The 12,707-nt window shown below is 59.4% G+C and carries 12 protein-coding genes; 7 read left to right on the forward strand and 5 right to left on the reverse strand.

What is annotated here, in order from left to right; genetic code table 11:
- Positions 1–34: 34 nt before the first annotated feature.
- Together C4S72_RS11865 and grxD are read right to left on the reverse strand one after the other, a co-directional pair.
- Positions 35–637: a peroxiredoxin gene (locus C4S72_RS11865; RefSeq protein ID WP_104003337.1), complete on the reverse strand. Its 603-nt coding sequence runs from the start codon at positions 635–637 to the stop codon at positions 35–37.
- An 86-nt stretch (positions 638–723) separates the two neighbouring features.
- A complete protein-coding gene (gene grxD, locus C4S72_RS11870) occupies positions 724–1,059 on the reverse strand; it encodes a Grx4 family monothiol glutaredoxin (RefSeq protein ID WP_104003338.1) in 336 nt (111 codons plus the stop codon).
- Between the two features lie 291 nt (positions 1,060–1,350).
- On the opposite strand from grxD, the gene C4S72_RS11875 reads away from it, so the two are divergent.
- The 7 genes from C4S72_RS11875 to C4S72_RS11905 all read left to right on the forward strand — a co-directional run bounded on the left by C4S72_RS11875 (position 1,351) and on the right by C4S72_RS11905 (position 9,781).
- Complete coding sequence (locus tag C4S72_RS11875; protein WP_104003339.1) at positions 1,351–2,544, forward strand: aspartate aminotransferase family protein; 1,194 nt, start codon at positions 1,351–1,353, stop codon at positions 2,542–2,544.
- A 67-nt stretch (positions 2,545–2,611) separates the two neighbouring features.
- Positions 2,612–3,523 (forward strand): ornithine carbamoyltransferase, encoded by a 912-nt coding sequence (gene argF, locus C4S72_RS11880; protein WP_104003340.1) that lies wholly within the window; start codon positions 2,612–2,614, stop codon positions 3,521–3,523.
- A 180-nt stretch (positions 3,524–3,703) separates the two neighbouring features.
- Positions 3,704–4,624 (forward strand): LysR family transcriptional regulator, encoded by a 921-nt coding sequence (locus C4S72_RS11885; RefSeq protein ID WP_104003341.1) that lies wholly within the window; start codon positions 3,704–3,706, stop codon positions 4,622–4,624.
- A gap of 283 nt (positions 4,625–4,907) precedes the next feature.
- Entirely contained in the window at positions 4,908–6,263 is a 1,356-nt protein-coding gene (locus C4S72_RS11890; protein ID WP_104003342.1) for a class II 3-deoxy-7-phosphoheptulonate synthase, read from the forward strand.
- Entirely contained in the window at positions 6,260–6,586 is a 327-nt protein-coding gene (locus C4S72_RS11895) for a YqcC family protein (protein ID WP_235009128.1), read from the forward strand. Before C4S72_RS11890 ends, C4S72_RS11895 begins: the two co-directional genes overlap by 4 nt.
- Before the next feature lie 116 nt (positions 6,587–6,702).
- Positions 6,703–8,679: a monovalent cation:proton antiporter family protein gene (locus tag C4S72_RS11900; RefSeq protein WP_104003343.1), complete on the forward strand. Its 1,977-nt coding sequence runs from the start codon at positions 6,703–6,705 to the stop codon at positions 8,677–8,679.
- 49 nt (positions 8,680–8,728) lie between these two features.
- Entirely contained in the window at positions 8,729–9,781 is a 1,053-nt protein-coding gene (locus tag C4S72_RS11905; RefSeq protein ID WP_104003344.1) for a DUF3549 family protein, read from the forward strand.
- 319 nt (positions 9,782–10,100) lie between these two features.
- Here the strand turns inward: C4S72_RS11905 and C4S72_RS11910 are convergent, their stop codons facing one another.
- From C4S72_RS11910 to purU, 3 genes are all read right to left on the reverse strand, one after another.
- Complete coding sequence (locus tag C4S72_RS11910) at positions 10,101–10,946, reverse strand: replication protein P (protein WP_235009129.1); 846 nt, start codon at positions 10,944–10,946, stop codon at positions 10,101–10,103.
- The gene (locus tag C4S72_RS11915) at positions 10,864–11,754 is read right to left on the reverse strand and encodes a DnaT-like ssDNA-binding domain-containing protein (RefSeq protein ID WP_104003345.1); all 891 of its coding nucleotides are present in this window, start codon (positions 11,752–11,754) and stop codon (positions 10,864–10,866) included. Before C4S72_RS11915 ends, C4S72_RS11910 begins: the two co-directional genes overlap by 83 nt.
- A 71-nt stretch (positions 11,755–11,825) precedes the next feature.
- On the reverse strand, positions 11,826–12,680 hold the full coding sequence (gene purU / locus C4S72_RS11920) for a formyltetrahydrofolate deformylase (RefSeq protein ID WP_104003346.1): 855 nt from the start codon (positions 12,678–12,680) through the stop codon (positions 11,826–11,828).
- Between the last annotated feature and the right edge of the window lie 27 nt (positions 12,681–12,707).

Consider the following 12,707-nt stretch of genomic DNA (forward strand, 5'->3'; position numbering starts at 1 on the left):
CCGAAGGCGGTTTTTTTTCAAACTCTGGCAGGCCTTACAGCTTGTCAGATTCCTCAGACAGGTACTTGGCAACACCTTCAGTAGAGGCAGCCATACCCTTGTCACCCTTGTTCCAGCCAGCCGGGCAGACTTCGCCGTGCTCTTCGTGGAACTGCAGCGCATCAACCAGACGGATCAGCTCGTCCATGTTACGGCCCAGCGGCAGATCGTTAACGATCTGGGAACGTACGTTACCTTCCTGGTCGATCAGGAATGCGCCACGGAAAGCAACACCTGCGTCGGCTTCAACGTCGTAAGCCTGGCAGATTTCGTGCTTGGTGTCGGCAACCAGAGTGTATTTAACCTGACCGATACCACCGTCGTTAACCGGAGTGTTACGCCATGCGTTGTGGGTAAACTGGGAGTCGATGGAGACACCGATCACCTCAACGCCACGCTCAGTGAACGCGTCCATACGGTGATCCAGCGCGATCAGCTCGGAAGGACAAACGAAAGTGAAGTCCAGCGGGTAGAAGAAGACCAGGCCATATTTGCCCTTGATCGCTTCGCTGAGCGTGAATTCGTCAACGATGCTGCCATCGCCCAGAACCGCTGCCGCTGTAAAGTCAGGTGCTTTCTTACCTACGAGTACGCCCATGCTCTCTAAACTCCTTGCTTAGGTTGAGATATTCGGGACTGAATCAAACGCTAATAAAACCGCGTTACATTAATAAGAAGAGGCGATCACGCCTCTTCGGAACCTTCCTGCTTGGCAGCCGCTGCAACCAGCTCTTTGAGCTCGCCGCTTTCCGCCATCTCGCAGATAATGTCGCAACCGCCAACCAGCTCACCGTTCACCCACAGCTGCGGGAAAGTCGGCCAGTTTGCGTATTTCGGCAGCTCGGCACGAATCTCCGGCGCTTCCAGAATGTTTACAAACGCAAAGCGCTCGCCGCACTCGACCAGCGCCGCCGAAGCCCGCGAGGAGAATCCACACTGGGGAAAACGGGGAGTGCCCTTCATATATAGCAGAATCGTGTTGCTTTCGATCTGCTCTTTAATGGTGTCGACTACGCTCATGGTTACACCTTGCTGTTAAATGTCTGTGTACACGGACGCCTATGCCCGCAAAATAAATCAAACGGTATATCCTACCGCCCCGCTCGGACTATTTGAATATCCAAGTACGACCCGGGCGCACGAAAAGCGCTCATCCGTCTTCACCGTTCACTTTGTACTCTTTATTGTGGCCTATTCTGTGCGCTTCAACCCTTACCCTTATGAATATTGCTAAAATTCTGACCCACACATAGAATGGTCGTTTTTTCGGCAGCTTTGGCTGCCTTTTTGCGTTGTATGGAGATACGCCAGATGTCGCTTCAGCCCCTGATGAACACCTATAACCGGCTTTCGGTCGCCTTCGATCATGGCGAGGGTGCTTGGATTTACGACACCGACGGGAACAAATATCTGGACGCTCTCTGCGGCATCGCCGTCACCGGCCTCGGACACGCCCACCCCGCCGTTACTAAAGCGATCAGCGACCAGGCTGGCCGCCTTATTCACTGCTCCAACCTGTATACCGTTCCGCTGCAGGAGCAGCTCGCCGAGAAGCTGACCACGCTGTCCGGCATGGATAACGTCTTCTTCGGCAACTCCGGCGCCGAGGCCAATGAAGCCGCCATCAAACTGGCCCGTCGTTATGGCCACAGCAAAGGCGTTGACTGCCCCACCATCATCGTGATGGAGAACTCTTTCCACGGCCGCACCCTGGCGACCCTGAGCGCCACCGGCAACCGCGCCACCCAGGCCGGCTTCGAGCCGCTGGTCGCAGGTTTCGTCCGCGTGCCCTACGATGATGTCGAAGCGGTCCGCCAGGTCGCCGAAAAGAACACCAATGTCGTCGCTATCCTGGTTGAACCCGTACAGGGCGAAGGCGGCGTGCATATCCCCGCAGAGGGCTACCTGAAGCAGCTGCGCGAGATCTGCGACCAGCAGGAGTGGCTGCTGATGCTGGACGAGGTCCAGACCGGCAACGGCCGCACCGGCCGCTATTTTGCCTTCCAGCACAGCGACATCATGCCGGACGTAGTGACCACCGCCAAAGGCCTCGCCAACGGCGTACCTATCGGCGCCTGCCTGGCCCGTGGCGAAGCTGCCAAGCTGTTCACGCCGGGCACCCACGGCACCACCTTTGGCGGCAACCCGCTGGCCTGCGCCGCAGCGCTCGCCGTGGTCGACACCATCAGCGCTGAAAACCTCTGCCAGCGTGCAGAGGAACTGGGTAACTATCTGGTTGAGCAGTTCCGCGTCCAGCTGGGCGATGCCCCCTATATCCGCGAAGTACGCGGCAAGGGCCTGATGATCGGTATCGAACTGACCGAAGCCGGTACCGAACTTGCCGTTCTGGCCAAGGTTAAGGGCGTACTGTTGAACGTCACTGGCGGTGGTCGCGTGGTACGCTTGTTGCCGCCGCTGATCATGAGCCAGAGCGAAGCAGACCTGCTGATCAACACCGTCTCCCAACTGATCCGTGTATACGCCGGAGACGAACGCGACAGCTGAGCAGAGACTCAGACACATTCATCTAACTAAAATACCTGGAACCGGCGGCTTGTCCGCCGCTAACACTATGACCACAAGACACTTTCTGACCCTGCTGGATATGACGCCGGCGGAGCTGCAAGGCATTATCGAACGGGCTACCGAGCTCAAGCACATGCGTAACAACGGCGAGATCTACGAGCCGCTGAAGAACCGCGTCATGGCGATGATTTTTGAAAAGGCCTCCACCCGCACCCGCGTCTCCTTCGAGTCCGGAATGGCGCAGTTCGGCGGCCACGCCATGTTCCTTTCACCGCGCGATACCCAGCTGGGCCGCGGCGAGCCGATCGAAGACAGCGCCCGCGTGATCTCCAGCATGGTCGATGTGGTCATGATCCGGACCTTCAGCCACGAAACCGTTGAAACCTTCGCCGCCCACTCCCGAGTGCCGGTGATCAACGCCCTGACCGACGACTACCACCCCTGCCAGCTGCTGGCCGACATGCAGACGTTCCACGAGCTGCGCGGCTCCATCAAAGGCAAGACCGTGGTCTGGGTTGGCGACGGCAACAACATGTGCAACTCCTACATCAACGCGGCAAAGCAGTTCGACTTCAACCTGCATATCGCCTGCCCTGACGAGTTTGCTCCCAACGCCGAACTGGTACTGAAGAACGGCGACCGCGTGCGCGTTTTCAACGATCCGGAAGAAGCCGTTGCCGGTGCGCACATGGTATACACCGATGTCTGGGCCTCCATGGGCCAGGAAGAGGAACAGAAACAGCGCCTGCGCGAGTTTCGCGGTTACCAGGTCAGTCCTGCACTGATGGATCTGGCCGCCAAGGACGCCCTGTTCATGCACTGCCTGCCTGCCCACCGTGGCGAGGAGATCAGCGAAGACATGATGGATGACCCGCGCTGTGTCGCCTTCCATCAGGCTGAAAACCGTCTGCACGCGCAGAAAGCGCTGCTGGAGTTTCTGCTGGTCAAACAAGCCTAAGCAGCACCCAGTTATACGCGGGGCAAACCTCACCGCCCCGCGCCACCCCGCTGAACAAGCAGTTCTGCCGGAGCTGTCTCGCCGTTACACTCTTGTCAGTCCTGTCTCGCCAGAGCCGGAGCGGGCGACTATACTGGCGACAACGCCTTGTTTCGGTAACCGAAGAGAGTCTGTGCAGGCATGATAGAACTACGTCATTTGAAAACTCTGGCCGCCCTGCGTGATGCGGGAAGCCTTGTAGAAGCAGCCGAACGAGTTCATCTGACGCAGTCCGCGCTCTCACACCAGATCAAGGATCTCGAAGAGCGGCTCGATTGTTCCCTGTTTATCCGAAAAACCAAACCGATCTGTTTCACCAGCGCCGGACAGCGCCTACTGGCCCTGGCCGATGACCTGCTGCCGATGATCCGCAATGCCGAGCGAGATATCGCTCGCCTGGCGGGCGGCGAAGCAGGCAGGCTGAACATCTGCATCGAATGCCACAGCTGCTTCGACTGGCTGATGCCCACCATCGACCATTTCCGCCAGAACTGGCCGGAAGTGGAGCTAGACCTGTCTACCGGGTTTACCTTCCAGCCGCTGCCGGCTCTGGCCCGCGGCGATCTGGACCTGGTGATTACCTCTGACCCGGAACCACGGGCCGGCATCCATTACGTACCGCTGTTCAGCTATGAATCGGTACTTGCCCTGGGCCCTCAGCATCGTCTGGTCGCACGCAAGTTCATCCATCCGCGTGATCTGTCTCAGGAAACACTGATCACCTACCCAGTGGATCCGTCGCGCCTGGATGTATTCACCCGTTTCCTCGACCCAGCCAACGTGGAGCCGGCCGAAATTCGCACCGCAGAACTGACAGTGATGATGGTGCAACTGGTCGCCAGCGGCCGCGGCGTAGCCGCCCTGCCAAACTGGGCACTGCACGAATATCAGCAGCGCGACTACGTGGCGATCCGGCCTCTGGGTGAAAAAGGGCTTTGGTGCACCCTTTATGCCGCCATGCGCGAAGACCAGAAAAACGCCGATTTCATGCTCGACTTCCTCGGCACAGCCCGGGATGTGACCTTCCGCAATCTGAACGGAATCCGCAGCGCCTCCTCCTGATCCTGCGGGGCTGCGGCCGCTTCACTCTTTGTTTAGTCCACTCAATAACATACACTTGACCGTCCATCAGGGAAGCTATGATTAAGTCTATAGCGTCTCAGTGTGGCATGAAGTGCCCAGATACAAGGCGAGCTTTGCAGCCAATCCCCAAAATACCGGGGACTTTGGCCGTAGCCCTTGGCAAAAAGCTCAACGCCGTAGATGGGTGCCAGCCTGTAAGCCTGAGATGCCATGAACTTGTTCATAGCTTCCCTAGACAGTCATCAAGCACGTGGATAACAAGATGCAGAACTGGAGCCCGAGCAGCTGGAGAGAGAAACCGATCGTCCAGCAGCCCGTCTACCCCGATGCCGACGCCCTGGCGGCGGCCGAAGCCAAAATGTCAAAGTACCCGCCACTGGTGTTTGCCGGCGAGATCCGTTCTCTTAAACAGGATCTGGCATCGGTCAGCCGCGGCGAGGGCTTTCTGCTTCAGGGGGGCGACTGCGCCGAAAGTTTTGCCGAGTTTAACGCCAACAAGATCAAGGACACCTTCCAGCTGCTGCTGCAGATGGCGGTGGTGCTGACCTTCGCCGGCAGTTGCCCGGTGGTCAAGATCGGCCGTATGGCTGGCCAGTTTGCCAAGCCGCGCTCCGCCGACACCGAGACCATCGACGGTATCGAACTGCCGGCGTACCGCGGTGACATCGTTAACGACATCGCCTTCACGGCGGCATCACGCACCCCGGATCCGCAGCGCCTGCTCGACGCCTACCATCAGGCTTCGTCAACGCTTAACCTGCTGCGCGCCTTCGCCGGCGGCGGCCTGGCGGACCTGCACCAGGTACACAAGTGGAACATGGGCTTTGTCGCCCAAAGCCCGCTGCACGAGAAATATGAACACCTCGCCGCGCAGATCGAACAGACACTGGCGTTCATGAAAGCCTGCGGCCTGGGCCCGGATAACACCCCGCAGCTGAAAGAGACTGACTTCTACACCTCCCACGAGGCGCTGCTGCTCAACTACGAGCAGGCCCTGACCCGCATGGACAGCCTCACCGGTGACTGGTACGACTGCTCGGCCCATATGCTCTGGATCGGCGACCGTACCCGCCAGCCGGACCACGCCCATGTGGAGTTCCTGCGTGGCGTACACAACCCGATCGGTATCAAGGTAGGTCCGACCACCAACCCCGAAGATCTTCGCCGACTGCTGGATATCCTCAATCCGGACAACACACCGGGCCGGATCACGCTGATCGCGCGCATGGGCGCGGAGAAGATTCTCGACAAGCTGCCGCCACTGGTGCGCGCCGTCAAAGAGATGGGCGCCAACGTGGTGTGGAGCTCCGACCCGATGCACGGCAACACCATTAAGGCCGGTAACGGGTACAAGACCCGCAACGTGGCCGCCATCCTGCACGAGATGCAGGGTTTCTTCGAGGTCCATAATGCCGAAGGCACTTACGCCGGCGGCGTGCATTTCGAGATGACCGGCAACGACGTAACCGAATGTATCGGCGGCGCTTACCAGATCACCGAAGAGGGTCTGGCAGACCGCTATCACACCCATTGCGATCCGCGCCTCAACGCCGACCAGTCGCTGGAACTGGCCTTCATGATCGCAGACACCCTGAAAGTAGCCCGGAGACAACGTTGAACCATCGCCAGCAAATTTTGACCCTGCTGATGGAGGTCGAGCGCGAGATGCGTGCGCTCGAACTCTGGTCAGAGACCATGCCGTCGGCGGAAGCGCTGATGAGCCAGCAACCCTTCTGCGTCGACACCCTCGATTTCCACCAGTGGGTGCAGTGGTTGCTGCTGCCCCGCATGGAGCAGATCGTCGTCGAACAGATGCCGCTGCCGGAAAAATGCGATATCGCCCCGATGGCCGAGGAAGCATTCAAACAGCTCGACGCGGAAACCGACCAGTTACTCAAGTTGATCGCGGATTTGGACATCGCGGTCACTGAAGGGAAGTAACCCGGGCAATCACTCGTTAGCAGGCTCTTAAAAAGGGTCTTAAAAAGCGTCTTCAGCAGCTCAACGCTGATCGCTTTTTATATTCTGCTGGGCGCCTCGGGCAGGGAAGTAGAACTATGGAACACTCTCTTTTTGAACAGCTGCTGCTGATCCTGGTGGGGGCGGTCATCGCCACCACCCTGTTCCGGCGGCTGAAAATGCCACCGATACTGGCCTACATCGCCGTAGGCGTGGTCATCGGGCCCTACGCTCTGCAGAAAGCCGATCCCCACGAGATGGAGCTGATGTCGGAGCTGGGGGTGGTGTTCCTGCTGTTTATGCTTGGACTGGAGTTCTCCCTGCCACGAATGATCGCCATGCGGCGACTGGTATTTGGGCTAGGGGCGCTGCAGGTGGCGATGACCGCCGTGGCGCTGATACTGATATCCCTGGCGTTAGGCATCGACATCAACAGCGCCATCGTCATTGCCGGCGCCCTGGCGCTCTCCTCCACGGCGGTGGTGACCCGCGAGCTGCTGCGGCTTAACCAGCTCAGCGCGCCCCACGGACAGATCTCCTTCGGCATCCTGCTGTTTCAGGATCTGGCGGCAGTTTTCTTCCTGATCATTGTCCCTGTGCTGGGCAGCAACGGCGGCGAAATCAACTCCGACGAACTGTTCATGTCGCTGCTGCAGGGCGCGGGTCTGCTGCTGGTACTGCTGGTACTTGGGCGCACTGTGCTGCCGGCACTGTTCAAGGAGATCGCCCGCTCTCGCTCGGACGAGCTGTTCGTACTGATGGCCCTGGTAACCGCCCTCGCCGCCGCCTGGATCACTCACGCGGCGGGGCTCTCAATGGCACTGGGCGGCTTCCTCGCCGGCATGATGCTGGGCGAGAGCCATTACAAGCATCAGCTCGAGGCGGATATCCGCCCGTTCCGCGACGTACTGCTGGGTCTGTTCTTTGTCACTGTGGGGATGCAGCTGAACCTGGATACGCTGATCACCAACTGGCACTGGATCCTGATCTGCGCCCTCAGCCTGATGCTGCTGAAAGCCGCCATCATCGCCCTGGTGGTCGGCCGGGTGAACCGCGATGGCCATAACGCCCTGCGCTCTGCACTCTGCCTCGCCCAGGGCGGTGAGTTCGGCTTTGCCCTGCTGGCACTGGGTCTAGGCCATGGCGTCATCAGCAGCGAACTGAACGCCATCATCACCGCGACAATCATCCTCAGCATGGTGATCACACCACTGCTGATCGCCTTCAACGGCAATATCGCCTCCTTTTTGCTGCGCGAGAAGCTGCCGGAAACGGCCAGCGTCAGCGAGCCCAGCATCGAGGAGCTTAACGAAGCCAGCGAACACCTGGATGGTCACGTGATCATCTGCGGCTTTGGCCGTGTTGGCCAGATCGTCGCCCGCTTCCTGCGCCCACTCGACATCCCCTATATCGCCATCGACTCCGACCCCTTCCGCACCCATGAGGCGGCCCAGGCCGGTGAACCGATGTTCTACGGTGATGCCCGCCGTGGCGATATCCTCAAGGCGATCGGGGCCGAACGCGCCCGACTGCTGATCCTGACCGTACCCGATCACGGCGAAAGCATGGCGGCGCTGAAGCAGATCAAGCGCAACTGCCCCGATCTACCGGTGCTGGTGCGCACCCAGGATGACAGCAAGCTGGAGCTCTACCAGAACGCCGGCGCCACCGAGGTAGTCCCCGAAGCTCTCGAAGGCAGCCTGATGCTGGTGTCGCATATCCTGACACTGCTGGAGATCCCGGAAGAGGATATCCGCTCCCGTATCGATGCGGTGCGCGCAGAACGCTACCAGCTGCTGCACGGCTTCCTGCATGGCAAACGTTCGAAGAAGGTCACCGAATCCGGCGACCCCAACGAGCTGCGCCATCCAGTTACGCTGACCGAGGACTGTTACGCCAGCGGCCGTACCCTGGAAAGCCTGGCGCTGAAAGCGCGCGTGGTTGCATTGAAGCGCGGAGACATAGAGCTGGGATCACCACCGGGTGAAGAGGTGCTGCAGAGCGGCGATATCGTCATCCTGACCGGCGAGCCCAGCCAGGTTGAAGCTGCCGAAGAACGCCTGTTCAGCGGCTGACGCGCAACTGGTAGAATAGCGGCCCCTCAACGCCAGATCAGGAGCCGCTATGACCAGCCCCAACGAACAACCCACCCTCATGCAGGTGCTGCGCGAAGCCGGCGCGGCTGTGCGCGTGTTCGATATGGGTCGCCGCGTCAGCACGCTCACCTCCGATGAGTTCGAACGCATCGAAGAGGCACGTACCCCCTACCCCACTCCCTTCCTGCACCATGCCTGGCTGGGCATTTTGATCTGGCATCCGAAACAGCCCGCACAGAACGCCATCTGGTTTCTCAAGCTGCCGCTGGATGAGCAGGGCTACCTGGTGCAGGCCGCACGGGACGACCTGGTCAGCCGACTGCTGCTCAACGCCGTCAACAGTCAGCAGGGCGCGCTGGAAGAGGATGCTCTGAAAGACAACCCTTACTCCTTCAAACCCGAGCAGGAGAAGATGGCGATCTTCCATGCCCGCGCCGCTCAGGCGACCAGCGCTCCCGCTTCTGCCTATTACGAAGCCGCCCAACAGTACATCAACGGCTCCATGCCGCTGGATCGCTGGGCCGACCTGGCACTGCAGGGTTTGGCCGATCTGGTGGTAAGACTGGACGACAACAGCCCGGCCCTGGCGGCCCGCATCCCAGAGATGCCGGAGCCGGTGCTGGCATCGATCGCCACCCTGCTTGAACACGTTACTCCGCCGGTTGCCGTGCGTGATGCCCTGGCTGCACGCCTGGCGGGCGCACTGACAGAGGGCGAAGAGAAAGCGCTGCTGGTCGCCGCTCTGATTCGCGGTCTCTCCAACGTGGCTGACGAGCGCTTTAAACAGCAGCAGGTGCTGCTGGTACTGCAAAGCGAGCATGCGCTGGAGGCGGAAGTAATCGTCGCCACCGCCACCCGCTGCAGCTCTGCATTGCAGGCACCAGAGGTACTGCTGCCATTTCTGGAAAGGTTGGCGCAAGGCAAGGCTGGGCAGGCAGGATTTAGCCGGGTGCTGGCGGATCTGATGTTTATGCCGGCGCAGCGGGCTTTGATCATGCAGGCGTTTCGCAGTCCGGAGCGCAGCGAGCAGTTGAGTAAGGCGATTGGGGAGATGTTTGGGCAGACGTTTACGCGTCATTGATGACGTTTTTTGAGCAGACTTAGCGTCTAAGAACGGCAGTATATTTCTATTGCAGGTTTCGCCTGCTGGCGAATTAAGGGCTTTGATGGCAAAGCCCTTAATAATCCCAAGCCACCCCTGCTGCTTGATCGGCTGCGCCGATTACCCTGTGCTTCTCGCCTGAAAGAGCGGGAAAGGAAACTCGGCTTCGCCTCAAACAGCCTTTCCCTTGTTTCTCTTTCAGGCTGCGATGCTCGGCTTCGCAGAAGGGGAATACTTGCTGCACTCAGAGATTCTGACTGCTAACGCGCCCTGTTGCCCTCTCTGCCAACAATACCACTCAGACTATCGCGCCCGGCTCGTCGGGCAACTGGATCTCTTTACCCTGTTTATCAAGCTTTTCCTGGGCCTGAGCCTTCAGGCGCTTACGTACGGCGCTGCCCTTTGGCAGGGTCAGGTAGTAAAGCAGGCTGCAGGCTTCTTCCGGGGGCAGGCCCTGTTTCTCGCCAAAGGAGAGCATAAAGCGCGCCAGGGTGCCGTCCTGCTTATTCTCGATAGCAGGTACCACCGGCAGCTCCAGCTCCTCGCCCTGGCGTACGCGACGACAGAGCACATCATAGTGGTAGCTGAACTTGGGCAGTACTTCCGGCTCATCTTCGCTGCGCAGCTCGAACCAGCCGGTGTTACGACCCGCCAGATACACTGCCGGATGGCTCCAGTCATGCGCACGGGGATGATCAGCGAACATGCAAGCTTCGGTGTAGGCATCACGCAGAGGCGGCAAACCGAAGTCACCGTCCAGATCGCGGATAATCGCCAGGAACTCGGAGATGGTGGGCATCCAGGCCAGGGTTTCCTTGCAGCGGTTGACCGCCGCCACCAGCTCCCGCTCGCCATAGCCGCGCAGGCTCAGCGCCCACTCCCGCTTGGCGATACGGATCTCCTGCTCTGTTTCGAAACAGCTTTTGAACTTGTGGCCATAGATCGCCATGAAACGGGTGAAAATCATATTGACCAGCACCTTGGTTTCATCAGCGATCACCTGCTCCTGGGGCTCACGCTCACCGTAGCCCGCCCGGGGATCACGCACTTCACGGCCCTGATCACCAGTCGGTGTTCTTGATGTCCATGAGCGCTGCGGTAATCCGTTTCCGTTTTTCCCGAGAATCTGATCGGCTGTTTTCATCTTTAGCTGCCCCTGTTGCGCCGGATTCGCGCTCCTGCTGATAACGCTGGTCGCGCGCATCCTGTGTCTGCTTCTTCACCCATTCCCGTTTTACCCAGGCAAGAAACTTCTGATCCCAGTTGCTTTCCTTGCGATCCTTATCAAGAAAGTAGAGCACAAACTCGTCGATACAGCCGTCGGCAAAGTCAGCCGGAATGGCATAACGCGGCAGCATCTGATGGAACAGATCCGAGGGCTGCCAGCCGATAAACATCGCCTGCAGTTTCTGGTTACGCTGCTCTGCCTGCTCGAAGATCTCCTCAAGCTCATCCTTGTGACGGCGCCAGCCAATACTCCCACCGAAGGTGGGTGCCGGACCTTTTTGCCGCGCAAGGTTAGTGTGACGCGCGGGTCTTGGCGCCGGTGGCGGTTCATCCACCACCGGGATATGGCGGACTTCCGTATGCGGCACCGCCTGGCGTTCTGCCGGGCGCGGCACCTGCTGTGGTCGGCGCTCTGCCTGATCCGACGAGCTGGCAAAACCGAGACGCACTCTCAGGTTACCGGCTGCGCCCCAGCTGATTTCCAGCAGCCCCTGCTCTACCAGCTTCTCGCTGAGTGCACGCAGCTGCTGCTCATCCCAGAAATCCGCCAGCGCCAGCCACTGGCTGCGGGAAAGCACCAGTTCGCCGCGTCCGCGCTCATCGGTCATCCCGTTGCGCTCTATTGCCTCGTGATAAAGGCCAAGCAGCAGGGCCGGCTCTACTCCCACCTGGCGTGCCAGGGAGGGGTAAATCAGCAGCGGCTTTTCCGGGAAACTAAAACTCATGAGCGACAGGCTCTCCTCGAATGGGTTTACGAACTCTAATTCTAGCTCAGTGGTGCCGGCTTCCGATACGCTCAGTCAAACACCACTGTCTTGTTACCATGCACTAGCACCCTGTCTTCCAGATGCCAGCGCAGGCCACGCGCCAACGCCAGTTTTTCCACATCACGTCCCAGGCGAACCATGTCGTCCGGCAGGCTGCGGTGGCTGACACGGGTCACCTCCTGATCGATGATCGGGCCCGCATCCAGGTCCGGCGTGACATAGTGGCAGGTGGCGCCGATCAGTTTCACGCCGCGATCATAGGCCTGATGATAGGGGCGAGCGCCAACGAACGACGGCAGGAAGCTGTGATGGATATTGATGATGCGATGCTGGTAACGCTCGCACACCCTTTCCGGCAGGATCTGCATGTAACGCGCCAGTACCACGGTATCGGCATCGTGCTCGTTAATCAGCTCGTCAACACGATCAAAGTGCGCCTGCTTGTTTGCCGGATCCACCGGTACGCAGTGGTACGGAATCCCGTGCCACTCAACCATGGAACGCAGATCCTCATGGTTGGAGATCACACAGGGAATCTCGCAGAACAGCTCCTTGCTATGGTAGCGATAGAGCAGGTCCGCCAGACAGTGAGACTGACGGCTGGCCATCAGCACCACCTTTTTCGGCTGGCTCGAATCGCTGATATGCCACTCCATCTCGAACGAGCTGGCGATCGGGGTGAACGCCTCACGCAGCTTCTCCAGCGAGAACGGCAGCGATTGCGCATCGATCTCCACACGCATAAAGAAATAGCCACTGAGTGGGTCGGAATGCTGGTTAGCATCGGTGATCGAGCCGCCGTGGCTGGAGATAAAATTACTGACCATCGACACGATGCCTACCCGGTCCGGGCAGGATAAAACCAAGCGGTAATTACGTTCCATGAAAAATTGACCCTGTTCACTACCTGC

It is taken from the genome of Marinobacterium lutimaris (genome assembly GCF_900108065.1).
GTDB lineage: Bacteria > Pseudomonadota > Gammaproteobacteria > Pseudomonadales > Balneatricaceae > Marinobacterium_D > Marinobacterium_D lutimaris.

Excerpts from the sequence above, each read along its gene's own strand:
- C4S72_RS11865 (WP_104003337.1), bottom strand. The coding sequence starts at position 637 with ATGGGCGTACTCGTAGGTAAGAAAGCACCTGACTTTACAGCGGCAGCG.
- C4S72_RS11900 (WP_104003343.1), top strand. The coding sequence starts at position 6,703 with ATGGAACACTCTCTTTTTGAACAGCTGCTGCTGATCCTGGTGGGGGCG.
- C4S72_RS11910 (WP_235009129.1), bottom strand. The coding sequence starts at position 10,946 with ATGAAAACAGCCGATCAGATTCTCGGGAAAAACGGAAACGGATTACCG.
- C4S72_RS11875 (WP_104003339.1), top strand. The coding sequence starts at position 1,351 with ATGTCGCTTCAGCCCCTGATGAACACCTATAACCGGCTTTCGGTCGCC.
- purU (WP_104003346.1), bottom strand. The coding sequence starts at position 12,680 with ATGGAACGTAATTACCGCTTGGTTTTATCCTGCCCGGACCGGGTAGGC.
- argF (WP_104003340.1), top strand. The coding sequence starts at position 2,612 with ATGACCACAAGACACTTTCTGACCCTGCTGGATATGACGCCGGCGGAG.
- grxD (WP_104003338.1), bottom strand. The coding sequence starts at position 1,059 with ATGAGCGTAGTCGACACCATTAAAGAGCAGATCGAAAGCAACACGATT.
- C4S72_RS11915 (WP_104003345.1), bottom strand. The coding sequence starts at position 11,754 with ATGAGTTTTAGTTTCCCGGAAAAGCCGCTGCTGATTTACCCCTCCCTG.
- C4S72_RS11885 (WP_104003341.1), top strand. The coding sequence starts at position 3,704 with ATGATAGAACTACGTCATTTGAAAACTCTGGCCGCCCTGCGTGATGCG.
- C4S72_RS11890 (WP_104003342.1), top strand. The coding sequence starts at position 4,908 with ATGCAGAACTGGAGCCCGAGCAGCTGGAGAGAGAAACCGATCGTCCAG.
- C4S72_RS11905 (WP_104003344.1), top strand. The coding sequence starts at position 8,729 with ATGACCAGCCCCAACGAACAACCCACCCTCATGCAGGTGCTGCGCGAA.